This window comes from Methylobacterium sp. DB0501 (assembly GCF_011043735.1).
GTDB lineage: Bacteria > Pseudomonadota > Alphaproteobacteria > Rhizobiales > Beijerinckiaceae > Methylobacterium > Methylobacterium alsaeris.
The window spans coordinates 23480-48119 of the sequence record NZ_JAAKGV010000002.1; the positions used below are offsets into that span (position 1 = coordinate 23480).

Below are 24640 nucleotides of genomic sequence, written 5' to 3' on the forward strand. Positions count from 1 at the left end.
GGGGGGCCGGGACGAGCCGTGGGCCTGCTCGCCCGTCACATCCCGGCCTTCCCCGCCTCCGTCCTCGGGCCTTTCGCCACGGAGGCGCCCTGGGCGCTCACCGCGGCGGCCGAGGAGATCGTCCGCCGCCTCCTCGACCGCCTCGGTGCGGATTTCGCCGTCGCGGAGTCGGTCGCGGTGCACCGCACCGCCCGGGTCGAGCCCGGCGCGATGCTGAAGGGCCCGCTCGTCGTCGGCCCGCGCTGCTTCGTCGGCCACGGTGCCACCCTGCGGGGTGGCGCCTGGCTGGAGGAGGCCTGCACGATCGGGCCGGGCTCGGAGCTGAAGGCCTCGTTCCTGTTCGCCGGCACCGCGCTCGCGCATTTCAACTTCGTCGGCGAGAGCGTGCTCGGCCGGGGCGTCAACCTCGAGGCCGGGGCGGTCATCGCCAACCACCGCAACGAGTGGCCGGGCGCCACGGTAGCGTTCCGGCACGACGGCGCGCTGATCGAGACCGGCTGCACGAAGTTCGGCGCCCTCGTCGGGGACGGGGCGCGGCTCGGGGCCAATGCCGTGGTGGCGCCGGGCGCGATCCTCGCTCCCGGCACGGTAGTGCCGCGGCTCGGCCTCGTCGACCGGGGCGTCGCCCCCGACCTCAGGTGATCTCGTAGACCGGCACCGGCTCGGCGATGCCGCGAAGGCTTCGCAATTCGGCCCGCGCCGCCGCCCCGGCCTCGGCGAGGTGGCGCGCGGCTTGCGCGTGATGCAGCACCGCCTCGGTGGCGAAGATGCCGCCGGAGGCCGCGAGCTGCTGGACGCGGGCCGCCACGTTCACGGTCTGCCCGAAATAATCCTGGCGGTCGTTGAGGCTCACCGCCAGGCACGGCCCCTCGTGCAACCCGATCTTGAGCACGAGGTCGTCGGCGCCGCGCTCCCGGTTCAGGTCCTGCATCGCCGCGCGCATGCGGAGCGCCGCCGCCACCGCCCGGTGCGGGGCCGGGAAGGTCGCCATCACGGCGTCGCCGATCGTCTTGACCACCGCCCCGCCCTCGGCGGCGACGATCTCGTGCAGGAGACGGAAATGCGCCCGCACCAGGTCGTAGGCGACGAGGTCGCCGACCCGGGCGTAGAGTTCGGTCGAGCCCTTCAGGTCGGTGAACAGGAAGGTCAGGCTGAGGATCTTGAGCCGCTGGTCGATGTCGAGCGTGTCGGTGCGGTAGAGATCGCGAAACGTCTGGTTGCTGAGGAGCCGCTTGGCGGTGAGGAAGGGCTGCCGCCCGCCGATCAGCGCCTCGAGGTCGGGCCCGAGGCGGAACACCGTCGCCAGCACCCGTCTGCTGCTGCGGTTGTCGAGGGAGAGCCGCAACGGCCCGGGGCGGACGGCGTGGCTGCCGGCGCTCGTCGGCGCGTCGTCGAAGACCAGGGCGAGGTCCTGGCGCTCGGGTGCAGGCTCGCCCTCGACCGTGAGGGTGTGGGCCGCATGGGTGACGGGATCGACCACGATCAGCGGCTCGGTCCCGAGCGGCAAGGCCAGGATGATACGCTCGCCGGGCTTCAGCTCGGCCGCTTCGACGAGGACTCTCTGTGCCAGGGCGTCGAAAGCCGCGGGCTCCGGGAAGGCGACGCCGGAGCCGAAGAAGACCTGGCGCTGGTAGTCCCATAGCCCGAGGCCGTCGGGATCGTGGGCGGCGATGCGCCGGACCCGCGGGCTCACCGTGAACGTCACCTCGATGGTGTCGTCGAGCACCGGCTGGCTGTCGAGGGCGCAGAAGGCGCAGTGATACTCCTGCCGCACGCCGCGCAGGCTCGCCGGCGCTTCGAGCACGCCGCTGCAGCTCGGGCACAGCACGTTCCAGGCCATTTCGAGCAGGCCGAGCCGCGCACCGTGCAGGAGGGCGGCGATCACCGGCTCGTCGTCGAGCCCGGCTTGCGCCGCGAGGCGCACGGCGTTGATCCGCGCCAGGTCGGCGTCGGACCCGTCCCGCAGCAGCCGTTCCACCGCCCGGGCGGCCGCGGGCTCGGCCGTCCGGTGGAACGCGGCGAGGAGGGCGTCGCTCTCGTCCATGGCGGGAGCTTAGACCCGGGTGGGGGCTGCCGCAACGAGGCGCCCGGCGGTCCGCGGGCGCTCCGGCGTCGCGCCTGTTTGGAGAGGGGGCCGTCACCCTGACGGGGCCCAGGGTCTCCCATCGCCGTCGAGCGTCACGTCGGTCGTCGACGACGTCTCATGAAGCACCTCACGGCGAGGGACGGGTCGGAAACCGTTTCGCGAGGCTCGCAAGACGTCGTACCCATTCGAATGCTTCAATCGTGCCGGACGATGAGTCGAGCGGTTCCCGGTGATACCGATCGATGGCCGAGGCCCGCCATGGCGCGAGAGCGGGGCCGCGGGACTGCCCGGGGAGAGGGGTCCGGCGCCTCCGGGCGATCAGGGGACGCGCCCGCACCCGCTCACGTCTGCCCGCCCAGGCGCGCCAGCCCCTCCCCATCCAGCCGGAAGAACACCTTGCCGGGCTTCGGCACCGCGCCGAGCCCCTCGTAGAATGCCAGAAGCTCCGGCGTGCCGGCATCCGCCGTCCAGTCGACCCGCTTCAGTTCCCGCGCGACGGCCTCGGCCGCCACCGCCCGCACCAGGGCGCGGCCGTGGCCGGCGCCGCGATGCCGGGCGCCGACGAACAGCTCCTTGAGGAACAGGCCGCCGGCGAGGCCGGGGCCCGGATAGATCGCCGAGAAGGCCGCGAAGCCGGCGAGGTCCGCGCTCTCCTCGGCCACCAGGATCTCGGTGCCGGCCGGGCGCCCGGAGAGCGAGGCCTCGATGGCGTCCCGAGGCGGGCAGGGCACGGCGTAGTAGGCCTGCATCTCTTCGAAGAGCCGCGCCAGGGCCGGGTGGTCGGCCGGCGCCGCCGGCCGGATCACAGGGCGCCCCGGCGCAGGTCGCCGAGCACCGCGGCGAGGTGGGACAGGAACCGGGCCGCCGCGGCGCCGTCCACCGCCCGGTGGTCCCAGGACAGGCTCAGGGGCAGGATCAGCCGGGGCTGGAAGGCGTTGCCGTCCCAGACCGGCTCGATGCGCGAGCGCGCCGCCCCCAGGATCGCCACCTCGGGGGCGTTGATGATCGGCGTGAAGCCGTCGCCGCCGATTCCGCCGAGCGACGAGACCGAGAAGCCGCCGCCCTGCATCGCGGCGGGCGGCAGGGTGCCGGACCGCGCCTGCTCGGCAAGCTCCCCCATCTCCTGGGCGATCTCGACGATGCCCTTGCGGTCGCAGTCGCGCACCACCGGCACCAGGAGGCCCCGCGGCGTGTCGACCGCGAAGCCGACATGGACGGAGTCCTTCAGGATCAGGGCATCGCCGTCGAGCGCGGCGTTGAAGCGCGGATAGGCCCGGAGCGCCGCGGCGGCGGCCTTGATCAGGATCGCCACCATGGTGACCTTGTGGGCCCCCGGCCGGCCGGCGCCGTTCAGGTCGCGCCGCAGGGCCTCGGTCTCGGTGACGTCGGCATGGTCGAAATTGGTAACGTGCGGGATCGTCAGCCAGTTGCGGGTGAGCGCCTGGCCGGAGATCTGCTGGATGCGCGACAGGGTCTCCCGCCGCACCGGGCCGAACTTGGCGTGATCGACCTGCGGCCAGGCCGGCAGGCCGGCGCCGATGCCGGAGGACGGTGCGGCCGGCGCGGCGGCGGGCATTGCTGCGGGAGCGGGGGAGGGGGTCGCCATCTGGCCGCGGACGAAGGCCAGCACGTCCTCGCGCAGGATCCGCCCCTGCGGGCCGGTCCCGGTGATGCCGGCGAGATCGACGCCCAGCTCGCGCGCATAGGCGCGGACCGAGGGCGTGGCATGGGCGTCGGACGAGGCGGCGGGCGCGGCGGGTGCCGTCGGGGCCGGGACCGGGGCTGCCGCCGGGGCGGCCTGCTCGGCCGGCGCTGCCTGTGCTGCTTGCGCCGCGGGGGCCGGGGCGGTGCCCTCGCCGGAGGTGTCGACCATCAGGATCGGGGTGCCCTGCGACACCCGCGTGCCCGGCGCTACCAGGATGTCGGCCACCACGCCCGCCACCGGGGAGGGAACCTCCATGGTGGCCTTGTCGGATTCGATGCTGATCAAGAGGTCGTCGACGGCGATCCGGTCTCCCGGCTTGACCAGGATCTCGACCACCGGGACGTCCTTGAAGTCGCCGATATCGGGCAGGGCGACCGGCAGGCTGGCACTCACGAGACTCTCCCGAGACGTTTCTCGTTGTCCCGTCGCACGGCCGGTGCGGAGAGCGGCGCGGCGTCCGGAGCGCCACGCCTAGCTGATTTCGCGACCGAGGGGAAACCGTCGCGCTTCCGAGGTTCGACCGGGTGTCGACCCTATCGGGTCTTGCGGGTGCGCTCCGGCAAGGTCTGGCGCAGGGCCGGCGCGGCGGCGGGGCGAATCCGCGGCGAGGACGGGCCGTGGGCCGGACGGTGCTGCTCGGGGGCGGCGCTGCGCATCCCGGGCTCGCTGCCGAGGATCGAGGCGACGAGGTCGCGGGCGGTGGCGGCGTCCATGGCGCGGAACAGCTCGGTCAGGCCGAACACCGCCTCGACCGAGCGGGCGATCGAGGGATCGAGGCGCAGGAAGATGAACACCGCCTCCTCCTCGGCGAGGTCGGCGGCGCGCAAAGCCAGCGCCAGGAGGTCGCGCCGCTCCGGCTCGGTGGCGCGGAAGCTCACGCCCGGCATGCCGAGCGCCTCGCCCAACGCCGCCTCGAACCGCTCCGGCTCGCCGCGGCCGGCAAACGCGGTCAGCGCCGCGCCGGCGGCGCGCATCCCGGCCCGCGCTTGCGGCCGGAGCGCCGCCCGGGCGGCGACGCCGTCGCGGATCGCCGCCCGGCGCGTCCGGTCGGCCTGGAGGTAGAGCGGCGCGAGATCGACGGCCGGCAGGTCGTCGCGGGCGAGCAGCAGGGCGGCGAGTTCCGGCCGCCGGCGCGCCCGCTCCACCAGCCGCTCCAGGGCGGCGCCGGCGAGGGGCGCCGAGAGGTTGCGGGCGAGCGCCAGGTCGACATCCGGCTCGTCGCGCAGGCTGAGATCGTCGACCACGGCCCGGCCGAGATCGTGGCGCAGGGCGATGACCGCGTCGAGCTCCGGGCCGTTGCCGGCGGCGTCGAGCACCGGCGTCGACAGGACCGGGCTCAGCGCCAGCACCGCGTCGCGGGCGCCGCCGCCATGGGCGGCGAGCAGCGCCAGTACGCTCTGGGGCGTGTCGGGCAGGGGCGCGAGCTTCTGGGCGACGATCTCGGCGGTCGCGTCGTCGACCGTCGGAATCAGCCCGCAGGCCAGGGCCTCGAAGGCCTTGATCGTCGCGACGTCTCGCACGGGAGCGGCGCGAAACAGGTCCGTCTGCACCCGCAGAAGGACCGGTTTCATGTCGAGACGCCGGTCTCGCGCGAGGTCGAGGAGGCCGGAGAGGTCCGGCGGAGCGTCGGCGGCGGAGCGGGCCATGGGCGATCGGGTACGCAGGACGAGAAACCGACCCCGAGAATGCGAGGGTCTGCGTAAAGCGACGCTTAAGGCTGCCGGGACCGGCCCGTCCCGAGCCTGGGGACAGCGGGGATGACGCCCCGGCCCGGTCACCGATGGTTTACGCCGCCGGCCGGCGGGCTCCTCGGCGGCCCTCTCCCTGGCGTGCCTTGGAAACAGTCCGTTAACCATGTGCGTGGTTTCGTCCCGCAAGCGAGGCCGTGCGAGGCGGCGGTCCCGGAGGGACGTGACGGAGGCGGGAGAGCACACATGGTCGGCCCACAGCGACGTCCCTCGGCGGACATCATCCCGTTCCGGGCGGCGCGCCGGCCCCGGGCCGGACACGTCCCGGCCATGTCCCAGGAAGCCGATCCTCAGGGGGCCGATCCTCACGGGACCGATGCCCGAGGGACGGATCCTCACCCGGCGGACGCGGTCCGCGGCACGATTCTGCTGTTCACGGGAGTGCGCTATGAGAGGCTGCCCGACCCCGCCGAGCCCGGCCTGCCCGCGCCGGAGCGGCGCTGCCGGGGCTGAGCGCGTGCGCTCTCGGTTGCCGTCGACGCGCTCCGCCCCGTTGCCGGCCCCGGGCCGCGCCCTGCTGCTCGCCCTGCCGCTGGTGGGGGCCTGCGCCCAGCAGGGCGATTTCGGCCGTCCGGCCCCCACCGCCTGGAACAGCATGGTCGACGCCGCCGGCACGCTGACCGCGCACGAGCGGGGCGAGGCGGCGTCGCCGTTTCCGTTCACGGAGGACGAGCGCGCCTTGCGCGACCGCGCCTGGCGCTTCCTGATGCCGGCGCGCGAGCGCAGCCTCTTCGAGGCGGCCCTCGACAACCTCACCCGCGCCCGGGTGCTGCCGGTCGGCTGGCGCCTCTCCGACCCCTCCGCCTATTTCGAGGCGATCACCGCCGGGCCGTTCCGCTCCCCCGTCTCGCGCTACCGGCGCCTCTCCGACGACCTGGTGGCGGACGGACGCCTGATCCCGGCCTTCGCCGAGACCGCCTCCCGGGTGGTGCGGGCCGATCTGACGCGGCTGCAGAGCCTGCCCTTCATCACCACCCTGGACGACCGCGACGTGCGCAGCGCCGCGATGCGGGTGGCCGAGAACCGCTGCCTCATCGCCTGGGTGCGGCTGGAGACCGGGGCGCGCTCCGCCTCCTACCGCTACGCCCTGGAGCACCTGCTGGTGGCCGCGCCCGAGGAGGAGGCGGTGGCCGCCGAGCGGGCGCTGGCCTTCCTCGACTCGCGCCGCACCCTCCTCGACCCGCTGCTGCCGGCCGACGCCGAAATCCGCTGCGGCCTCGTCCCGCCGGGGCCCGGCGAGGTCGTGCTGGTGCGCAAGGGGTAACACCGTTGCGCCTTCGAACAGATTTGTTCGAAGGCGCGAGGCGGGCCCGGCCGGCCGTCGGCGCCGATGCGCCGGACGCTTCCGCATCGACGTGCCGATGGCGACAGCGCGAGGGAGCACATCGACGGTCGGGCCTACTCGTCCGGACCGTCGATGGTGCAGGAGACCGAGCGGGCGGCCTCATTGGCCTGGGCCTGCTGGCTCGGCAGGGCGGCGAGCACCCGCACGCTGACGAAGCCCTCGCGGCTCGGCGCGATGATGCGCACGTCGCGGTTGCGCTCGTCCTCGTCGGCGGTGGCGAGCGCCTCGTCGAACTGGCGCTTCGTCATGATCACGAGCTCGACCGTGCCGCGCAGGGCAGCCTGGTCGGTGATGGCGTAGTAGGCTCCGTTGCGCCCGTGGAGCGCGATCGTCTCGAGCAGCGGGCCTGTCTCGGCGGTGATCCGCACCGGGCCGTCGTCGAGGTCGTAGGCGCAGATGCCGACCGCCACCGCCGGATCCTGCCGCGGCAGCCAGCCCTCCGCCGCCTCCGCAGGGCCGCCGGTCTCGGCGGCGTGGACCAGCACCGAGGTGTCGTTGGCCAGCGTCGTGCGCGAGCGGGCGAAGGCATCGCCGGTGGAGAGGTAGGGGATCGCCAGCACCGTCGCGACGTGGACGAGCCCGGCCAGGACGAGGCCGCACAGGGTGGCGAGGACGAAGCGGCCGAGCGGCGTCACGGGCAAACCTCACGGGTGATCGAGGGCACGCCCTCGCGCTCGAGCACGCCGGTGCTCGCCGCCACCGGCGTGTCGTAGAGGCGCAGCACCAGCCGGATCGAGCCCTCGCCCGCCGGCATCGGCAGCCAGTTGCCGGGCTGAACGTCCGGGCTCAGGGCCACGGCGAAGCGGCCGTCGCGGTCGCGCAGCACCTCCGTCGAGGTGAACCCGGTCCGCGGCGGCGGCGGGGCGGTGCCGGCCTGCGGCTCGGCCGGCGCTGCGTGGCGGCCGCGCTCCACCGTCAGGGTCCAGGCCCGGGCCGGCGGCGTGGCGCCGGCGATGCGGTAGCGGCAGGACGGATCGAGCCGTCGCCCGTCATCGTCGGTGAGGGCGGTGAGGAGCAGGCCCTCGCCGAGCGCCAGCGGCACCTCGCCGGTGCGGGCATGGATCGCCCGCACGTAGGGGTCGGCGTCGCGCGCGCCGATCTTCGGCCAGGCCGTCCAGGCGTTGAGGACGACGCCCCCGAACGGGTAGCGCCCCCGCGTCGCCCAATTGGCGCTGGCGAGCCCCAGGACCGCGCCCAGCCCCAGGGCGTAGACCACCAGCCCGACGGTGCCGACCCGGCGCAGGCGGAGCGCCCCCCGCAGGAGCCGGGGGCGGAGGCGAAGGCCGGGGGACGGGGCGCGCCCGGAGGCCGGAAGGGCGGCTTTCTCGATCAGCATCGTGGGCCCGTGTCTAGCTCAGGTCGGGCCGGGGCCGAACGGGTTTTTTGCGCGCGGCGATCGACCGGCCGGAGCGCGGCCCCCCGACGAAGGCCCCGGCCCCACCGACCCCGGCCACGGGGCGCGGGATCGATTCGCGCCTCACATGATCTTGTCGTGCCGGGAGCCCCATTGCTCGACCAACTGCTTGACGGCGGCGCTCGCGTCGATCAGCCGGCCGTGCTGCTCGGCCAGGTCCGTCAGGTAGCCCATCAGGCTCCGCACGGCGATCATGTCGTCGTCGATGCGCGGCGTGTATTTGAGATCGCCGCCATGATAGCGCATCTGGTCCTCGACGAGGTCCGGATGCTCGTTCTTGTGGGTCATGAACCATTCGCTCTTGAGGAGCGCGTCCGGATTGTCCTTCAGGATGTGGAACGGCCCGCGATAGTGGGAACTCGCCCCGGCCTTGACGGCGACCTCGCCGGCGGCCAGCACCTTCGCCCAGCCCCGCACGAACTTCACGATCAGCTGGAACGGCGAGCGCTCGGAAAAATGCGCCAGCCAGAGATTGGGCTCGGTGATCTGCTCGCGGACCTCGGACCCGCGACAGAAGACGTAATGCGATCCGTTGTCGATGAGGACATCGTCGTGCCTGATCTTCGCGCTGACGATCACCTTGCAGGTATCGCTCGGCGCGTGGCGCCGGATCATTCGCCGGGGGACGATGATCTCGTTCTTGTTGTCCTGCCGGGTGTATTGATAGTTCACCATTGGTGCCTTGACGCAATGAACCATGCGGTCGCTCTGCGCCAGGGCATCGAAATATTGGTGAAACGACATCCCGAGATGCCGGTCGTCGAGGAACTCGTCGGCATCCAGGAAGACGACCCAGTCCGCCTGGTGGCTGTCGACGGCTTCCTTGTACAGGAACGTGTTGAATTCACGCTCGTTGTAGTGCACGGACTTGTTCTGGAAAACGGTGATCGGCAATCCTTCGTTCTGCAGCGATCGCAGGATATCGAGCGTCCCGTCGTTGCTGCCGTTATCCATGAAGATGTGATGGCCGGCAAACAGGGCCGTGTGCCGCGTGAACGCCTCGACGATGTCCGCCTCGTCGAGAATGCGGGTGACCGCCACGAACTTCATGGGCTTTCCTTTCGTGCGGTTCTGGAATGCATTCCGGAATGCGGCAGTCAGCATCATGTCGCAGTCAGGCCGATCTGTGTGGGTGCGCCCTGTGCCGGCCGGAACCCCCGGCACAGATCGCGCTCACGCGGACCACGCGCCGACGCGACGCACGAGGCCGGGGCGCGGCACCGGGTTGCGCACCCTGATCCCGTTTCCGGACGATGACTTCCGGAAAGGGTATCGCCAGCCCGCGCGGCGTCCGAGCGAAGCCGAAATCCGCATTGCGAAGCAATCAGTCGGATTTCGTCTGACTGGCGTTGCGAGCCGCGTAGCATCGAGCATCCTGCCGATCCGGTGGAGGGCGAAGGGTCGGGCTGCGCCGTTGTGCGGACCGTGATGACGAAGGTCAAGGATCGGCGCGGAACCGCCTCCGGCCTGTCCGCCGGGCGCGCCGGACCCGTCGGGCAGGCTCGCGAGGCTCCGGAGCATCGTCCGACGAAGCGAAGACCGGTTCGGCGCAGACAATGCGCCGAAGTCAAGAGGCCTGGAGCAGTGTTCGACGGCAATGCGATCGGGTGCTGATCTAAGGGCCGACGAACAGCGACGCCTCGAACCCGTGCAGGATCGTCTGGGCATCGACGATCCTGCGGCTCTCGTAGAAGCGCAAGAGGCCCGCGTCGTCCATGTCGATCCCGCGATACTCGTCGACGATGCGGTAGAAGTGATCGTCGAGGACGGTCGAGGTCGGATCCAGGTTGGTGATGCAGATGCTGCCCGTCGGGCGCACGCCGACGGAGGTCACGCGCAGGTCGGGGCGGTATTTTTCCAGGATCGGCAGCAGCTTCCAGACGTCGCCGGTCCACCAGCCGGCCAGGTCCCTGTCCAGCCGCGCCTCCGGGTCGTGGTACCGCTCGGTCATCTCGGCATTGGCCGGCAGGCAATCGTCCAGCATGATCAGGCCGTGGCGATGCGAGACCTTCTCGCTGTTGATGAAATCGCGCAGCAGGAACTCGAACTGGTGCAGGCCGTCCAGGAACACGACGTCGATCGGCGCGTCGAGGATCTTGCTCGGGGCGTGCTCGCGGAAAAATGCGTCGCTGGTCATCTGGTAGAGATGAAGCCGCGTCTTCTTCCCGATGACGTTGCCGGTGATCTGGAAGAGCGGGTCGACGCCGATGCTCGGGCAATCGACCTTCACCAGGGTCGAGCCGTCCCTGACGCCGACCTCCAGGTAGCCGCGCGCCTGCTTGGCCCGCGTCATCGCCGCGACGAAGTCGCTGTACAGGGGGCCTGAATGCCAGTGCGTATGGGTCATCGTCGCCTGCCCCCGTGATGTCGCATCGCGATCTCGCGCGGCCCGTCGTCCGGCGCTCGACGAGAGCCTCGCCGGCTCGCGCGGCCCGTCGGTGAGGCGACGGGTCTTCGGCTCTTGTCTCCGGCTCCTGCCGCGTCGTCCCGCCGCCGGTCGCCGCCTCGTCGGACGATGCTCGCGCGCATCATGGGGGAGCACGCAGGTCGACTTGCCGGGCCGACTTGCCGGACCGGGCCGATCCGCCGGGCTGTCCTCCCTGGCACGGAAGCCGGCCTGACGCAACGGCAGGACGAGGCGATGGCGGGATCCCGCGCGTGCGAGATCCCGCTTCCGCTAGATTCCGCTCTTGGCGGGCGAGCCGGCGGTCTGCCCGGCCCGGTCGGGCACGTTGAACGCCGCCCGCCCCGGCGGGGGGCTCTCGACCGAGCGGAACAGCTGGCCGAGGCCGCCCAGAACCTCGAAGGAGCGGCGCGACAGGGCGCCGGCGGGGGCGCCGGGCGGCGGCGCGGTCGGGGCGGCGGCCTGCGGGCTGCGGGCGCCGGCCTTGTCGGATTCGAAGCCCGGCATCGGCTTGAGCTCGATGCCCTGGTGGGCCGGGGCCATCACCTCGTGGAAGGTGATCGCCGGCAGCGAGCCGCCGGTCAGGTTCTTGGTCGAGGAATGGTCGTCGTTGCCGTACCAGACCGCGGTCACGAGGTTGCCGGTATAGCCGACGAACCAGGCGTCGCGATAGGCATTGGTGGTGCCGGACTTGCCGGCGGTGCGCACGCCCTCCACCGCGGCCTTGCGGCCGGTGCCCTCGTCGACGACCTTGTTGAGCATGAAGTTCATGTCGGCGACGACCCGGGTCGAGAGCAGCTGCTCGGGCGGCGCCTCGCTGGTGTCGTGGCGGTAGATCACCTCGCCGGCGCCGGTGCGGATCTCGGTCGCCGCGTAGGGCTTGGCCCGCCGGCCCCCGTTGGCGAAGACCGAGTAGCCGGCGGCCTGGTCGAGCACCGTCACCTCGGCCGAGCCGATCGGCAGCGAGACCGAATCGACGAGGTTCGAGGTGATGCCCATCTTGTGGGCGAGCTCGATGATCTTGGCCCGGCCGAGCTTGGCGGCGCGCGCCTCGTGGGTCTCGCCGAGCTGCTTGCCCATGGCGATCGAGAACTGCACCGGGATGGTGTTGATCGATTTCGCCACCGCGACCCAGAGCGGCACGGTGCCGGCAAACGAGCGGCCGTAATTCGCCGGGCACCAGTTGCCGATGCAGACCGGCCGGTCGACGACCCGGCTCTCGGGCCGCCACTGCCCGGTGGCGAGGGCGGCGGCGTAGACGTAGGGCTTGAACGACGAGCCGGGCTGGCGCAGCGCGTCGGTGGCGCGGTTGAACTGGCTCTGGCCGTAATCGGCGCCGCCGACCATCGCCCGCACGGCGCCGTCGGGATCCATGGTCACGAGGGCGGCCTGCTCGACGTCGAAGGCGTCGCCGAACTGGCGCAGCACGTTCTCCACCGCCTGGTCGGCCCGCTTCTGGATCGCGAGGTCGAGCGGCGTCTTGACGACCAGCACCCGCTCCTTCTTCAGCTTGCCCTCGTCGACGAGCTTCTTGATCTCGTTGAAGGCCCAGTCGAGGTAGTAGTCGGCGCTGATGTCGCGCGAGCGGGTCACGGGTGTGGCCGGGTTGCGCAGGGCCGACTGGATCTGCCCTTCCGTCAGGTAGCCGGCCTCGACCATGTTGTGCAGCACGTCCGCGGCGCGGGCGCGGGCCGCCGGCAGGTTGACGTGGGGCGCGTACTTCGTCGGCGCCTTGAACAGGCCGGCCAGCATGGCGGCTTCCGGCAGGGTGATGTCCTTGAGGTTCTTGCCGAAATAGTAATCCGCCGCGGCCGCCGCCCCGAAGGTCCCGCCGCCCATGTAGGCCCGGTCGAGGTAGAGTTTCAGGATCTCGTTCTTGGTCAGGTGGCATTCGAGCCAGAGCGCCAGGAACGCCTCGTTGATTTTGCGCTCGAGCGAGCGCTCGTTCGACAGGAAGAGGTTCTTGGCGAGCTGCTGGGTCAGCGAGGAGCCGCCCTGGACGTGGCCGCCGCCGCGGGCATTCACCGTGACGGCGCGGAGCGTTCCGATCGGGTCGATGCCCCAATGCTCGTAGAAGCGCCGGTCCTCGGTCGAGATCAGCGCCTTGACCAGGATGTCGGGAAATTCATCGATGCGCAGCGAATCGTCGTGCTTGATGCCGCGCCGCCCGACCTCGGTGCCGTAGCGGTCGAGGAAGGTCACGGCGAGGTCCGGGGCCTTCAGCCAGTTCTCGCTGGTCTGGTTGAAGGCCGATTGCGCCAGCGTCAGCATCACCACGCCGCCGGCGAGCCCGAGCGTCACGGCCTCGCTCGTGAGGTCGAGGACGACGCGCTTGGCGCCGGAGACCCGGAAGCGCCGCTGGATCTTCTCGGCGTAGCGGCCATAGGCCTCGCCGAACGAGCGGCCGCCATTGTAGAGGCCGTCGTTCATCCAGGCGTCGAAGCCGAGCAGCCCGTGGGACAGGCGGGTCCGGAGCTGGGTCAGCCGGCTGGCAGGCCGGTTCTCGGGCCGGTTCTCGGGCACTTGGGCGGGTCCTCGATGGCGCGATGTCAGGTCTAGCAAACCCCGCATCGTAGCGCGAGGCGGGTCGGCCTTCGCAGGCCGTCACGGCCTATATGGGGCAGTCCCGCACCGACACGACGTCGCAGGATTGCGCAGACGCCGCCGGTCGCGCTTGCCCTGGGCAGCCGCGCGCGGCACAGGGGAGGGAATCCCCCCGTCGATTCCCGCACGCGCCGTCGATCCGGCGCCACGAAAGCCGTCAGCATCCGTGGCCAAAGCCCGCAGCAAGACTCCGCGCCCGCCCGTCTCCCTCAAGGCCGCGACCCCGTTCTGGCGCGGCAAGAGCCTGGAGGACTTCACGCCGGCGGAGTGGGAGAGCCTGTGCGACGGCTGCGGCCGCTGCTGCCTGCTCAAGCTCGAGGACGAGGATTCGGGCGAGATCCACTACACCGATATCGGCTGCACGCTGCTCGATGCCGGCACCTGCCGCTGCCGCGACTACGCGAGGCGCCAGCGCAAGGTGCCCGATTGCGTCCGGCTGACGCCCGAAGCGGTCCGCACCCTGCCCTGGCTGCCGCCGACCTGCGGCTATCGCCTGGTGCGCGACGGGCACGACCTGCCGTGGTGGCACCCGCTCGTCTCCGGCACCCGCCGCACCGTGCACGAGGCCGGCATCTCGGTCCGGGGCAGGGTCAGCGGCACGGAGGAGGAGTTCGAGACCGAGGAGCTGCCGGACCGCATCGTCGATTGGCCGGGACAGGATCCCGGGAGCCAGGAACCCGTGAGCCGGGAACTCCGGAGCGAGGATCCGCAGGAAGGCGCCTGATCGGAGCCGGGCCGGCCGCAAGGCTGCCCAAGCCGCGCGAAGACCGGTTTCGGCCGCTCTGGCACGAGGCTTGCGAGGCCTTTCCGGACGCTCATGGGCGTTTCCTCCCTGACTTGAGGCCCCGCCGCGCCCTCGCGCGCGGGGCCTTCCTTGTCAGGGGCCGTTGCCATCGGGCGCGGCCCGCCCGATAACCCGGGCGACCGGAGATACACCCGACATGGCCCTCACCGTCGCGGTCCAGATGGACCCGATCCAGGCGATCCGCATCGCCGGCGACACCACCTTCTCGCTGCTGCTGGAGGCGCAAGGCCGCGGCCACACGCTGCTGCACTACACGCCCGACCGGCTCTCGATGCGCGACGGGCGCGTCACCGCCTGGGTCGAGCCCCTGCGGGTGCAGGACATCGAGGGCGATCACGCCCATCTCGGCGCCCAGGAGCGGATCGATCTGGCGAGCGTCGACGTGGTGCTGATGCGCCAGGACCCGCCCTTCGACCTCGCCTACATCACGGCGACGCACCTGCTCGAGCGGATCCACCCGCAGACGCTCGTGGTGAACAACCCGTTCGAGGTGCGCAACGCCCCCGAGAAGCTGTTCGTCACCGCCTATCCGGAGCTGATGCCCCCGACCCTGATCACCCGCGACAAGCGCGAGATCGAGGATTTCCGGGCCGAGCACGGCGCCGTGGTGATGAAGCCCCTGCACGGGCACGGCGGCGCGGCGGTGCTGCGGGTGATGCCCGACGACCCGAATTTCGGCTCGATGTACGACCTCTTCGCGGTCACCTTCCGCGAGCCCTGGGTGGTGCAGCGCTTCCTGCCGCGCATCACGGAAGGCGACAAGCGCATCATCCTGGTCGACGGCGAGCCGATGGGCGCCGTCAACCGGGTGCCGGCGGCCAACGACATCCGCTCCAACATGGTGCGGGGCGGCACCGGCGGGGCGACGGACCTGACACCGCGCGAGCGCGAGATCTGCGCGGCGATCGGCCCGGAGCTGCGCCGCCGCGGTCTGATCCTGGTCGGCATCGACGTGATCGACGGCAACCTGACCGAGATCAACGTCACCTCGCCCACCGGCATCCGGGCGATCAAGCGCCTCGGCGGCCCCGACCTCGCGGTCGCGGTCTGGGACGCGATCGAGGCCAAGGTGACGAAGCCGCAGAGCGCCTGAGCGCGCCTGACGCCTGCCGTCGCCGTCCGGAAAGGGCGAACGGCGCGGGCTTTCCTCGCTCCCCGCGGGTGTGGAGCGGGGAGCCCCGCGCTTGGTTCTTCTCATCCGGACAGCCCGGCACCGCGTCGGACGAGCGCCCTCAGCCCGCATCCTCCCCCAGCGTGTCCTCGATGTAGAGCCGGTCGAGCAGCACCTTGGCGACCGCCATCAGGGGCAGCGCCAGGGCCACGCCCCAGAGGCCGAACAGCACGCCGAGCAGGATCTGCCCGGCGAACAGCGTGGCGGGCGGGATGTCGAGGGCCCGCTTCTGCACGAACGGCGTCAGCACGTAGCTCTCCAGCGTCTGGACCAGCAGGTAGACGCACAAGCCCGCGATCACCCCCTTGAGCCCCGAGGCCAGGGAGGCGAGCACGATGATGATGCCGGCGACCAGCGCCCCGATGGTCGGGATGAAGCAGAGCAGGCCGGCCTGGAGTCCCAGCACCAGCGCCCCGTCGATGCCGACCAGCGTCAGCCCGAGCCAGACGCAGACGAAGATCGCCGCCATCACGACGAGCTGCCCGAACAGCCAGTGGCGCAGGGTGATGCCGATGTCGTCGGCGACCGAGGCCGCGTGGGTGCGGTGGCGCGAGGGCACGAAGCGCAGGAGCCCGTCGCGGTAGGTCCGGGGATCGGCCGCCACGAACAGCCCGAGCACCACGACGATGAACACGTTGCCGATGGCGCCGAACACCGCCAGCGCCACCGTCGAGGCCTGGCCGAGCACGCTGCCGGCGCCCGACAGGAGCGTGCCGGGGCTCGGCAGGCCGCCCGCCGCCGGCAGGGTGCGCCGCCCGTCCTCGGCCTCGCCGCCGCCCGGTTGCGCCGCCCCGTCCTTGAGCTTGCCGAAATCGAGGAAGCGGGTGTCGATCCCGCGGGCGTCGAGCCAGGATTTCACGGTGCCGGATTGCTGCATCAGCGTCTGGCTCAGGCGCTCGGCCTGGGAGGCCACGGTGGCGCCGCCGAGCCCGACCATGCCGAGCACCAGGATCGTCAGCATCACGCTCACGATCGCGAGCCGGAACCCGTGCCCGAGCGGGACGACGCGGCCGAGAAAATGCGCCAGCCCGTCGAGGAAGACCGCGAACAGGATGCCGGCGAAGATCAGGAGCAGCGTGTCGGCCGAGCGCCAGGCCAGCAGCATCGCGGCCGTGAACACCACGATTCCGATGCCCGCGAGGACGAGCGAGCGGGTGCCGCCCCGGAGCGGAAGGGCGGGATCCGGCCGGAGGCCGGCCTGGGATGGGGAAGCGGGCATGTCCGATGGTCTCTCCGCCGGCGGCGCGGGCCGCCTCAGGACCTGAGAGATAGCCGCCCGCGGCCGTTCGGCGATCCGCCGGGAGCCGATCCCTACTCCTCCTCGCGCCGGCGCCGCACGCCGGCGAGCACGGCCGGGTGCGCCGAGGTCTTCCACGCCTCCGTCGCCGCCGGCGGGTCGACCGCGATGGGCTTGGGGAGAGCCAGGGTCGGGGCCGGGCGCCGGGGCGCCCAGTTCTTCACATCCCGCTCCTTCACCTCCCAGTCCGTGACCTCGATCACCTCGACGGCCGGTCGCGGCCGAGGGGCGACCTTCCGGCGCACCGGCTGGGCCGGGCGGCCGCCGACCATGCGCAGCAGCGCCCAGCCGATGAGCCCGCCCCACGCGAGCAGCAGGCCCCCGGGCGTCGGCCGCTCGGAGAGCAGGAGGGTTGCGAGCCCGATCAGCGCGCAGGCGACCGCGAGGTTGCGGGCGCTGAGCGGGTCGAAGGGGAGCGGATCGGCCGGACGGGGATCGCGGGAGGTATGGTGATTGCGGGGCATGGCGGCGATCCTGCCGCAGGCCGGTCAGCGATTCCTCAGTCGGACCGCTCGAATTGTCGGTAATCCCCGTTTCGCACGGATCATGCGGTGGCGCACTGCCGGCGCGGACCCGTTCGACGGTGCGGCGGGATCACCACCGCGCCGCCGCCGCCGCGTCGTGCTCCGTCGCCTCGACCCAGCCGCCGAGGGTGCCGTCGGCGCGGTGCTCGCGCTTCCAGAACGGGGCGCGGGTCTTGAGGTAATCCATCAGGAAGCTCGCCGCCTCGAAGGCGGCATTGCGGTGGGCGGAGGCCGCCAGCACCAGCACGATGCCCTCGCCCGGGCGGACGAGGCCGTGGCGGTGGATCGCCACCGCGCCCTGGAGCGGCCAGCGCCCCGCGGCCTCGGTGAGCACCCGGCCGATCTCGGCCTCGGCCATACCGGGATAATGCTCGAGCTCGAGGGCGGCGAGCTCTCCGCCCTCGTCGCGGCACAGGCCGGTGAAGCTCACGATGGCGCCCGCCCGCCCGCCGAGCTCCGCCGTGAGGGCGGCGATCTCCGCCGCGACGTCGAAGGGCTCGGACTGGATCGAGAGGCGAGGGGTCATGGCGGGTCCGGGGGTCATGGCGGGTCCGGGGGTCATGGCGGGTCCGGGGGTCATGGCGGGTCCGGAGATCATGGCGGGTCCGGAATGCGGGTCCGGCGGCGTCCTACCACGAACGGCGCCCGGACGCCCGGGGCTGTCGCAGGCGGCGGAACGGCGTAGATGTGGAGGTTCACGGCATGGCCCGCCAGCATGGCCGGCCGGACGGAGGAACGCCCCATGACCCCCGACCTCCTCCTCCCCTACGACGACACCGCACCGACCTTCGCGGCCCGGCCGGTCTGGTGCGGCCGCGGCAGCACGGTGATCGGGCGGGCGAGCCTCGGGGCGCAAGCCTGGCTCGGCGACGAATCGGTGATCCGCGCCGACGGGCACGACATCGTCGTCGGCGACCGGTTCTGGCTCGGCGCCCGCTCGACCCTGCACATCGCCGCGGAGGTCTATCCGTGCATCGTCGGCGACCGGGTCACGGTCGGCCGCGACGCGGTGGTCCATGCCTGCACGGTCGGCGACGATTGCGTGATCGAGGAGGGCTGCACCGTCCTCGACGGCTCGCTGATCGAGGACGGCGTGCTCCTGGAGGCCGGCAGCACGGTGTTTCCGCGCACCACCCTGCCGTCGGGCTTCGTCTGCGCCGGCAGCCCGGCCCGGCCGGTGCGGGCGCTGGCCCCGGGCGAACTCGCCGAGCGGGCCGAGCGCCTGCGCGAGGCCGCCGCCAGCGAGGCGGCCCTGGGCCCTGGGGACGACCTCGTGCCGGATCCCGCGGTGTTCGTCGCCCGCACCGCCCGGCTGCGCGGCCGGGTCGGCCTGGCGCCGGGGGCGAGCGTGTTCTTCTCCTGTCTCCTCGAGGCGGCGGCGGGGCCGATCGTGATCGGGCCCAACGTCAACGTGCAGGACAATTGCGCCCTGCACGCCCGCGCCGAGGGCCTGGTGATCGAGCGCGACACCACGCTCGGCCACAACGTCCACGCCGCCGACGGGCGCATCGGCCCGAACTGCCTCATCGGCATGGGCACGCGGCTGAGCCCCGGCACGGTGGTGGAGGCCGACGTGCTGCTCGCCGCGGGCAGCGCCACCGATCCCGGGCAGGTGCTGGACTCCGGCTGGCTCTGGGGCGGGCGCCCGGCGCGGCCCCTGTCGCGCCTCGACGCGGAGCGGCGCGCGATGATGGCCCGGACCGTGGCGAGCTATGCGGCGTATGGACGGGCTTATCGCAAGCTGCAGGTACGGGCCCCCGGGGAAGCGTGAGAGGGGGAAGGGCCGGTTCCCGGGTCGGATCCGTCGGAGGGGGCGCCGGCCATCCCGTCACGTCCACGGAAAACAAGGGCTCACGCCTCGATCGGTCGCCACATCGCGATGCTGCGATCCTCCTGCAGAAGCTCCGGCAGTGCCTCGTGCCAAGCCCGCCGATAGGGACGGTGGATCTGGACGTTCACGACATCCTCGTGGTCGGCCCAGATCTCATGAAGGAGGAAGCGGGTCGGGTCGTCCGGGTCTTCGTGGAGCGTGGCGGCCCGGTAGGTGGCTTCATGGCGCATCGCCTCCATGACCCCGGTCAGGAGCCGAAGGAACCGCTCCCGCTGGCCCGGCCGGAGCTGGAACGCGACGACGTAGGCGACGCTCACGACGCGCACCTCCCGGCGATGTCGGCTGCGAGACGCGCGGCATGCGTGACCATCAGGCCGTGCGCGGCGCCGTCATAGATCACGAGTTCGGCGCCCGGGATGAGGCGGGCGTAAGCCCGTGCCGTCAGGTCGAGCGGGGCCGACGCATCGTGGTCGCCGTGGATGAGCGTGACCGGCAGCGCGAGACGGGCAGCGTCGTGACGAAGGTCGGCCGAGAGGATGGCATCCTGAAAGTCGAGGAGGATGCGCCGCGAGGTGTCCTGCACCATGCCGGACATCCAGGCGCCGAGCGCGGCCCTGTGCCCGGGCGCGAAGGGCTCGATGGCGTCCTCGATCCAGCCCGGCAGGTCGGCCGCGAGCCGCGCCCGCGTCGCGGCCGCGATCTCCGGCGGGAGGCCGGGATCGCCATCGCCGCCCGCAATCATGCGGGGACCCGTTGCCCCCACGAGGACGAGACGGGCGATCCTGTCGGTTCCGTGCCGTGCGAGATAGCGGATCGCCTCCCCGGCGGCTCCTGAATGGGCGACGAGCGTGACCCCGCGAAGGCCGAGGGCGGCGAGAACCCGTGCCAGGTCATCCGTCAGCGTATCGTAGTCGGCCCGTCCCGGATCGGTGGAGCGACCGTGTCCGCGACGATCATAGGCGATCGTGCGCAGGCCGCGGGCATTCAGCGCCGTCATGACCTCGCCCCAGATGCGCGAGTCCATGCTCCAGCCGGCGAGGAGCAGGACGGGTGGACCGCCACCCCAATCGCGCAGGAAGAGCCGGTGACCGTCCTCGATCTCGACGAAGGGCGCGCTCATGACCGCACCTCGTCGAGAAAGCCGATCACCTCGGCGATGCGGCCCGCCGCGTCGAGGCGCACGACATCGGTTCCGGCGGCGACGGCTGGGCCGCAATCCGGCGCGAGCGCCCACGAGAAGCGGACGAAGGGGCCGTGGCCGTCCGGTGTGCCGTGAAGCCGGAACGCGAGGCCCGGAAAACGCTCTCGCGCTCCCTCGATCATCGCAGCGACGGCCTCGCGTCCGTCGGCCTCCATCAGGGGATCACGGTAGCGGGCATCCGGGTGCCAGGCGTCGAGCCGGCGTCGACGCTCCGGGGCCGAAGCCTCGTTCCAGACGGCGAGATAGTCCGTGGCGGTGTCGAGCGGGGATCGCATGTCGGTCTCCTCGGTGGTCGGGAGCCCGCAGCATGGGAGAGCGATGCGCGTCAGGCGATTACCTCGCAGGTCATTTACCTCGCAGGTCATGGGCGTGAGGCCGTCGTCATGCGAGAAGGACCGCATGAGAGCGGGGCTTGCGAACGACACGGTGGGAGACGTCCTGCGCGACTGGCGGAAGCGGCGTCGCTTCAGCCAGCTCGACCTCGCGCTGGAGGCCGAGGTTTCGGTGCGGCATCTCAGCTTCGTCGAGAGCGGCCGGTCGGCGGCGAGCCGCGACATGCTTCTGCGCCTCGCCGAACGCCTCGTCCTGCCTCTCCGAGAGCGAAACCGCCTTCTGCTTGCGGGGGGCTACGCGCCGGTCTTCGCCGAGCGTTCGCTGGATCGGCCCGATATGGCGGAGGCGATCGAGGCCGTGCGCGCCGTTCTTGCCGCCTACCAGCCCTATCCCGCGCTCGCAGTCGATCGACACTGGACGCTGGTGGCCGCCAACGACGCTCTCGCGCCGCTTCTCGCCGGCGTGGCACCCCGCCTGCTCCAACCGCCCGTCAACGTCCTGCACCTGTCGCTGGCACCTGACGGGCTCGCCCCTTCGATCCTGAACCTCGGCGAATGGCGCCGGCATATTCTGGAACGCCTGCGCCGCGACGCGGCCGCGTCCGGCGATCCCGACCTCGCGTGCCTTCACGACAGGCTGCGTGCCCTGCCCTCACCGGGCGCGAAATCGCAGGAGGCGGAACCCCGATCGGACATTGCCCGGATCGCCGTGCCGTTGGTTCTCCGGCATCCCGCGACGGGCGAACGGCTCTCGTTCCTGTCGACCACCACGGTCTTCGGGACGGCGACCGACATTGCCTTGTCCGAACTGACCCTGGAAGGTTTTTTGCCCGCCGACGAGGCAACGCGTCGAGCCCTCAACCCTTCGCCATCCTCGTAACAAGCGCGCCGCCCGCTCCGGCGGAACATGCCTCGGATACTGAAAGTCAGCTCTCGAGGTTTTTCGGTCACGGATCCTGATCTGTCCTGGCCGCAGATCTCTCCGCATCTGCCTCGTATCGAGAGCAGACCCTCCCGTAGCCACGCTGATCGAGCCTCGCCCTACAGCCCCGCCACCGCCCGCCCGCCCGCCGCGCGGCGGGCCGCCTCGGCGACGTCGATGAGGTGGCCGAGCTCGCTCGCCGCCGCCGCGACCCGGTCGGCGACCCGGGCGTCGGTCACGATCCCGTCCTGGATCTCGGCCTCGCCGGCATAGACCGCGGTCGGCGCCACGTGGGCGGTGAAGAAGCCGAAGAGCGGGCGGAGCTGGTGCTCGACCATCAGGGCGTGGCGCGGGCCGCCGCCGGTGGCGGTGAGGGCCACCGGCTTGCCGGCGAGCGCCGCGGGGTCGAGGAAGTCGATCACGTGCTTGAACAGCCCCGAATAGGAGCCGTTATGCACCGGCGAGCCGACGATCAGCCCGTCCGCGCCCTCGATCGCCTCGATCATGTGGGCGATCGGCAGCGGCAGGGCATCCCGGGTGGTGACGCCGAGCCCGGTGCCGATCTCGGCGAGGTCGTAGACCTTCAGGTCGATCGGACGGCGGCGGGCGAGCTCGCCGGCGACCGCTTCCACCAGCGCGCGGGTCCGGGAAGGACGGCGGACGTTGCCCGAGAAGGCGACGATGCGGGCTGGTCTCACGGCGGGCTCCGGTGGGCGGGAGAGGGGGCGTCTGAACGGAAGGAGCGGTCTTGCGGGCCGGTCGCGTCCACCTGCAACTGTGGCGGGTGGGCGCGAGAGGTCAATGCGAAACCGGTGCCAGGGCTCCCCGTCCCTTAGCGGGACGCGGGCTCCCGCACCCCCAACAGATGGGGTAGCACGGTGAATTCGTCGAAGACCCGGGCGGCGCCTGCGGCCAAAAGATCCGCCCCCGCCCGGTCGTGGGCCCAATGGCCGCCGCCGCAGAAGCCGAGGACCGGGATCCCGGCGGCCCGCGCCGCGGCGACGCCCGGCACGCTGTCCTCGATCACCACGCAATCCTCCGGCGCCACCCCCATCTGCCCGGCGGCGTAGAGGAAGAGGTCCGGGAAGGGTTTCCCCCGCGCCACCATGCTGGCGCTGAAGACGTGGCCGTCGAAATGGGACAGGAGACCGGTGAGCGAGAGCGCGTGGCGCAGCCGCTGCGGGTCGCTGCTCGAGGCGACGCAGATCCGCTGCTCCGGCAGGCTCTCCAGCACCGCAGCGACGCCCGCGATGGCCTTCAGCTCGGCGTCGAAGGCCCGCAGCGTGTCGGCCCGCACCGCATCGACGAACCCCTCGGGGGTCGGCACGCCGTAATCGGCGGCGATATGCGCCATGATCGAGGTCATGCTGGTGCCGGTGAAGCGCCGCGCCACCGTTTCGAGGTCGATCGGCACGCCGATGCGCTGCAGGTTCTCGGTCAGGCGCGCGAGGCTGATCGGCTCGCTGTCGATCAGCACCCCGTCGCAGTCGAAGATCACCAGCTCCGGCCGTGTCCTGCCCGTCCTGCCGTCCATGCCGCTCCCCTTCGTCGGTCGCGAGCCGCCGTGGCACGCCGGGAGGCGCGGGATCAACCCGCCACGGTGCCGCGCTCAAGCTCGTGGGCCGGTCCGCAACTTCTTGCGCCCGCAGGGGCCTCTCTCTACTCAAGGTCCCGCGCGCCCCGCTCACGGCGCGGTCCGGAGCCCTGGATGATCCGCTTCCTGTGCCGCTGCCTCGGCCTGCTGTTCCTCGCCGCCGGCTTCGTCGGGATCGTCTATGACGGCGCCCGTTCGATCGCCAACAACGCCGTGCTCGTCACCTCGGTCAGCGACGTCGCGGCGGCGCTGATGAAGGACCGGGCCGCGAGCCTGCAGGCGATGGCCGAGGGCGGCCAGCCGATGCTGTGGAAGCTCCTCGGCCTGCCCTTCACGCTCTCGCCGGCCGCCCTGGTCGCCCTGGTCCTCGGCGCGGTGCTGCTCTGGATCGGCCAGCCGTCGCGGGCCGGCATCGGCACGGGGTTCCGGCCGTGAGTCCTCGCCGATGAGCCCTGGCCGATGAGCCCTCGCCGATGAGCCCTGGACCGAGACCCCCCATATCCGCGAGCATGCCCGGCGATGCGGCCTGACACGATGGGGCGCACCGCGATCGCGGTCCTGCCCGGCCTCACCCTCTGCGTCGCCGTGACGGCGGCGGCGAGCCTGGTCCAGGCGGTGGAGGAGCGCCTCGTCCACCACCCCTACGTCGAGGCGCTGGTGATCGCGATCCTCGCCGGCATCGCGATCCGCTCGGTCTGGGAGCCGGGGCCGCGCTGGCGCATCGGCATCGCCTTCAGCGCCAAGCAGCTGCTCGAGGTCGCCGTGATGCTGCTCGGGGCCTCGATCAGCCTCAAGGCGCTCGTCGCCTCGGGGCCGGCCCTGCTCACCGGCATCATCGCCACCGTGGCGATCGCGCTGCTGGCCAGCTACGCCATCGGGCGCCTGCTCGGGCTGCCGGCCCGGATGTCGATCCTGATCGCCTGCGGCAACGCCATCTGCGGCAACTCGGCCATCGCGGCGGTCGCACCGGTGATCGGGGCGAGCGGCGACGACGTCGCCTCCTCGATCGCCTTCACGGCGATCCTCGGCGTGCTCGTCGTGCTCGGCCTGCCGCTCCTGATCCCGCTGCTCGGCACCAACCCGACCGAGTACGGCGTGCTCGCCGGCCTGACGGTCTACGCGGTGCCGCAGGTCCTCGCCGCCACCGTGCCGGTGAGCCTCGTCAGCACGCAGGTCGGCACGCTGGTCAAGCTCGTGCGGGTGCTGATGCTCGGACCCGTCGTGCTCGGCCTGTCGCTCGTCGCCCCGCGCCTGCGCGACGAGTCCGGCGCCCCGGCCGGCCCTCCCAGGAAGCTCGGCTTCTTCAAGCTGGTGCCGTGGTTCATCCTCGGTTTCCTGGGCCTCGCCGCCGCCCGGTCGCTGGGCCTCGTGCCCGACGCGGCGCTGGCGCCCCTCACCCGCACCGCCGGCATCCTGACGGTGATCGCCATGGCGGCGCTGGGCCTCGGCGTCGACGTGCGGGTGGTGGCCCGGGTCGGCGGCCGGGTGACGCTCGCGGTCACCGCGTCGCTCGCGGTGCTGCTCCTCGTCAGCATCGCGCTGGTGCGGGGGTTGGGGATCTCGTGAGCTGAGGCTCGGGACGAAGGCGTCGGTCCGCTCGACGGAGGCGAGAGCCGCGACACACCCCGGGTTCCGGTATCCCGGGCCCCCGGAACGA

The 24640-nt window shown here is 72.1% G+C and carries 25 protein-coding genes; 8 read left to right on the plus strand and 17 right to left on the minus strand.

Going from position 1 to position 24640, the window contains the following annotated elements:
* The first annotated feature begins 18 nt into the window (after positions 1 to 18).
* Entirely contained in the window at positions 19 to 642 is a 624-nt protein-coding gene (locus tag G4G93_RS03935) for an LpxA family transferase (protein WP_312891688.1), read from the plus strand.
* Here G4G93_RS03935 and G4G93_RS03940 read toward each other — a convergent pair.
* From G4G93_RS03940 to G4G93_RS03955, 4 genes are all read right to left on the minus strand, one after another.
* A complete protein-coding gene (locus tag G4G93_RS03940; protein ID WP_165081424.1) occupies positions 635 to 2044 on the minus strand; it encodes an adenylate/guanylate cyclase domain-containing protein in 1410 nt (469 codons plus the stop codon). The two genes, G4G93_RS03935 and G4G93_RS03940, sit on opposite strands and share 8 nt — an antisense overlap.
* A gap of 383 nt (positions 2045 to 2427) precedes the next feature.
* Entirely contained in the window at positions 2428 to 2835 is a 408-nt protein-coding gene (locus G4G93_RS03945; protein ID WP_165082024.1) for a GNAT family N-acetyltransferase, read from the minus strand.
* Between the two features lie 53 nt (positions 2836 to 2888).
* Complete coding sequence (locus G4G93_RS03950) at positions 2889 to 4184, minus strand: 2-oxo acid dehydrogenase subunit E2 (protein WP_165081426.1); 1296 nt, start codon at positions 4182 to 4184, stop codon at positions 2889 to 2891.
* A gap of 140 nt (positions 4185 to 4324) precedes the next feature.
* Positions 4325 to 5437, minus strand: a complete 1113-nt coding sequence (locus G4G93_RS03955) for a DUF2336 domain-containing protein (protein WP_165081428.1) — start codon at positions 5435 to 5437, stop codon at positions 4325 to 4327.
* Positions 5438 to 6032: 595 nt separating this feature from the next.
* On the opposite strand from G4G93_RS03955, the gene G4G93_RS03965 reads away from it, so the two are divergent.
* Positions 6033 to 6803, plus strand: a complete 771-nt coding sequence (locus G4G93_RS03965; protein ID WP_165081430.1) for a hypothetical protein — start codon at positions 6033 to 6035, stop codon at positions 6801 to 6803.
* Positions 6804 to 6937: 134 nt separating this feature from the next.
* On the opposite strand, the gene G4G93_RS03970 is transcribed toward G4G93_RS03965, so the two are convergent.
* The 5 genes from G4G93_RS03970 to G4G93_RS03990 all read right to left on the minus strand — a co-directional run bounded on the left by G4G93_RS03970 (position 6938) and on the right by G4G93_RS03990 (position 13225).
* On the minus strand, positions 6938 to 7519 hold the full coding sequence (locus tag G4G93_RS03970; protein WP_165081432.1) for a hypothetical protein: 582 nt from the start codon (positions 7517 to 7519) through the stop codon (positions 6938 to 6940).
* Positions 7516 to 8220: a DUF1214 domain-containing protein gene (locus tag G4G93_RS03975; protein WP_165081434.1), complete on the minus strand. Its 705-nt coding sequence runs from the start codon at positions 8218 to 8220 to the stop codon at positions 7516 to 7518. Before G4G93_RS03975 ends, G4G93_RS03970 begins: the two co-directional genes overlap by 4 nt.
* Before the next feature lie 141 nt (positions 8221 to 8361).
* Complete coding sequence (locus G4G93_RS03980) at positions 8362 to 9462, minus strand: glycosyltransferase family 2 protein (RefSeq protein ID WP_165081436.1); 1101 nt, start codon at positions 9460 to 9462, stop codon at positions 8362 to 8364.
* 451 nt (positions 9463 to 9913) lie between these two features.
* Positions 9914 to 10645 carry a class I SAM-dependent methyltransferase gene (locus G4G93_RS03985; RefSeq protein WP_165081438.1) on the minus strand — a complete coding sequence of 244 codons (732 nt, stop codon included), beginning with the start codon at positions 10643 to 10645 and terminating at the stop codon, positions 9914 to 9916.
* Between the two features lie 330 nt (positions 10646 to 10975).
* The gene (locus G4G93_RS03990; protein WP_312891690.1) at positions 10976 to 13225 is read right to left on the minus strand and encodes a PBP1A family penicillin-binding protein; all 2250 of its coding nucleotides are present in this window, start codon (positions 13223 to 13225) and stop codon (positions 10976 to 10978) included.
* Positions 13226 to 13472: 247 nt separating this feature from the next.
* On the opposite strand from G4G93_RS03990, the gene G4G93_RS03995 reads away from it, so the two are divergent.
* The gene (locus tag G4G93_RS03995; RefSeq protein ID WP_165081442.1) at positions 13473 to 14030 is read left to right on the plus strand and encodes a YcgN family cysteine cluster protein; all 558 of its coding nucleotides are present in this window, start codon (positions 13473 to 13475) and stop codon (positions 14028 to 14030) included.
* Between the two features lie 217 nt (positions 14031 to 14247).
* Positions 14248 to 15204: a glutathione synthase gene (gene gshB, locus G4G93_RS04000; protein WP_165081444.1), complete on the plus strand. Its 957-nt coding sequence runs from the start codon at positions 14248 to 14250 to the stop codon at positions 15202 to 15204.
* A 139-nt stretch (positions 15205 to 15343) separates the two neighbouring features.
* Here gshB and G4G93_RS04005 read toward each other — a convergent pair whose 3' ends face one another.
* The 3 genes from G4G93_RS04005 to G4G93_RS04015 form a co-directional block, all read right to left on the minus strand.
* Positions 15344 to 16501 (minus strand): AI-2E family transporter, encoded by a 1158-nt coding sequence (locus tag G4G93_RS04005; protein ID WP_165081446.1) that lies wholly within the window; start codon positions 16499 to 16501, stop codon positions 15344 to 15346.
* A gap of 92 nt (positions 16502 to 16593) precedes the next feature.
* Positions 16594 to 17043: a hypothetical protein gene (locus tag G4G93_RS04010; RefSeq protein ID WP_165081448.1), complete on the minus strand. Its 450-nt coding sequence runs from the start codon at positions 17041 to 17043 to the stop codon at positions 16594 to 16596.
* Between the two features lie 130 nt (positions 17044 to 17173).
* A complete protein-coding gene (locus G4G93_RS04015) occupies positions 17174 to 17629 on the minus strand; it encodes a molybdenum cofactor biosynthesis protein MoaE (protein ID WP_165081450.1) in 456 nt (151 codons plus the stop codon).
* A gap of 216 nt (positions 17630 to 17845) precedes the next feature.
* Between G4G93_RS04015 and G4G93_RS04020 the strand changes: the two genes are divergently transcribed.
* A complete protein-coding gene (locus G4G93_RS04020) occupies positions 17846 to 18874 on the plus strand; it encodes a gamma carbonic anhydrase family protein (protein WP_165081452.1) in 1029 nt (342 codons plus the stop codon).
* Positions 18875 to 18954: 80 nt separating this feature from the next.
* Here G4G93_RS04020 and G4G93_RS04025 read toward each other — a convergent pair whose 3' ends face one another.
* The 3 genes from G4G93_RS04025 to G4G93_RS04035 are packed head-to-tail and all read right to left on the minus strand — an operon-like array spanning position 18955 to position 20410.
* Entirely contained in the window at positions 18955 to 19251 is a 297-nt protein-coding gene (locus tag G4G93_RS04025) for a putative quinol monooxygenase (protein ID WP_165081454.1), read from the minus strand.
* Entirely contained in the window at positions 19248 to 20054 is an 807-nt protein-coding gene (locus G4G93_RS04030) for an alpha/beta fold hydrolase (protein WP_165081456.1), read from the minus strand. The genes G4G93_RS04025 and G4G93_RS04030 overlap by 4 nt, the downstream gene beginning before the upstream one ends.
* Positions 20051 to 20410 carry a nuclear transport factor 2 family protein gene (locus G4G93_RS04035; RefSeq protein WP_165081457.1) on the minus strand — a complete coding sequence of 120 codons (360 nt, stop codon included), beginning with the start codon at positions 20408 to 20410 and terminating at the stop codon, positions 20051 to 20053. The genes G4G93_RS04030 and G4G93_RS04035 overlap by 4 nt, the downstream gene beginning before the upstream one ends.
* A 124-nt stretch (positions 20411 to 20534) precedes the next feature.
* On the opposite strand from G4G93_RS04035, the gene G4G93_RS04040 reads away from it, so the two are divergent.
* The gene (locus tag G4G93_RS04040; RefSeq protein WP_165081459.1) at positions 20535 to 21347 is read left to right on the plus strand and encodes a helix-turn-helix domain-containing protein; all 813 of its coding nucleotides are present in this window, start codon (positions 20535 to 20537) and stop codon (positions 21345 to 21347) included.
* A gap of 161 nt (positions 21348 to 21508) precedes the next feature.
* Here G4G93_RS04040 and msuE read toward each other — a convergent pair whose 3' ends face one another.
* On the minus strand, positions 21509 to 22087 hold the full coding sequence (gene msuE, locus G4G93_RS04045) for an FMN reductase (protein WP_165081461.1): 579 nt from the start codon (positions 22085 to 22087) through the stop codon (positions 21509 to 21511).
* A 134-nt stretch (positions 22088 to 22221) separates the two neighbouring features.
* Complete coding sequence (locus G4G93_RS04050) at positions 22222 to 22923, minus strand: HAD family phosphatase (protein WP_165081463.1); 702 nt, start codon at positions 22921 to 22923, stop codon at positions 22222 to 22224.
* A 174-nt stretch (positions 22924 to 23097) separates the two neighbouring features.
* On the opposite strand from G4G93_RS04050, the gene G4G93_RS04055 reads away from it, so the two are divergent.
* Both G4G93_RS04055 and G4G93_RS04060 read left to right on the plus strand, forming a co-directional pair.
* A complete protein-coding gene (locus G4G93_RS04055; protein ID WP_165081465.1) occupies positions 23098 to 23418 on the plus strand; it encodes a PetM family of cytochrome b6f complex subunit 7 in 321 nt (106 codons plus the stop codon).
* An 84-nt stretch (positions 23419 to 23502) separates the two neighbouring features.
* Positions 23503 to 24549, plus strand: coding sequence for a YeiH family protein (locus tag G4G93_RS04060; protein WP_165081467.1), 1047 nt, complete (start codon positions 23503 to 23505; stop codon positions 24547 to 24549).
* The last annotated feature ends 91 nt before the right edge of the window (positions 24550 to 24640 follow it).